The organism is Halorubrum sp. SP3 (assembly GCF_005435195.1).
Lineage (GTDB): Archaea > Halobacteriota > Halobacteria > Halobacteriales > Haloferacaceae > Halorubrum > Halorubrum sodomense.
In genome coordinates, this window is the sequence record NZ_SGTU01000070.1 from 1 (window position 1) to 506 (window position 506).

The 506-nt window shown below is 60.3% G+C and carries 1 pseudogene; it reads right to left on the reverse strand.

Annotation, left to right across the window (positions count from 1 at the left end):
• Positions 1-506, reverse strand: a pseudogene (locus tag EXE42_RS15290) (SAM-dependent methyltransferase); the annotation flags it as partial.

The window sequence follows — 506 nt, forward strand, 5'->3', positions numbered from 1 at the left end:
GTCTCGTAGAACGATGGACTGAACAGGTCACCCATATCGACATCGTCGAGATCGGCGAGAGTTTCGAGGGTTTCTAATCGCGAGGCCGTTCGCTCGCGGAACTCAGCGACCTGTTTGGCCGCGGACTCGGCAAGTTCCTGGTTCTCTTCGGGCCAATCGCGGGGAGTGGGTTGTGCGAGGTCGGCTAGCCGGTCTTCGAATACGCCAATCTGCTCAAGCCCGCTCTCACATCGGGCGTATTCCTCTGCGGCTTCTGCCTGCTCCGAGGCAGAGAGTGAGTCGTCGCTGCGACGGCGGTTGGCTGCACTCCGGCGTTCCCGAAGGAGAGCTTTCCGCGGCTCAATATACCGGTTCTGGAGGCGGTCAAAGACGCTCCCGTCCAACTGGTGATAATCAACGAGACAGGCGAATCCTTCGCCTTCGGGGTCGGAAACGAGCCGTTCGGTCGTGAAGCGCCAGAGAAGGGGCGTCCGGTCGAACGTCGAGACGTGGTAATCGAAGAGTTC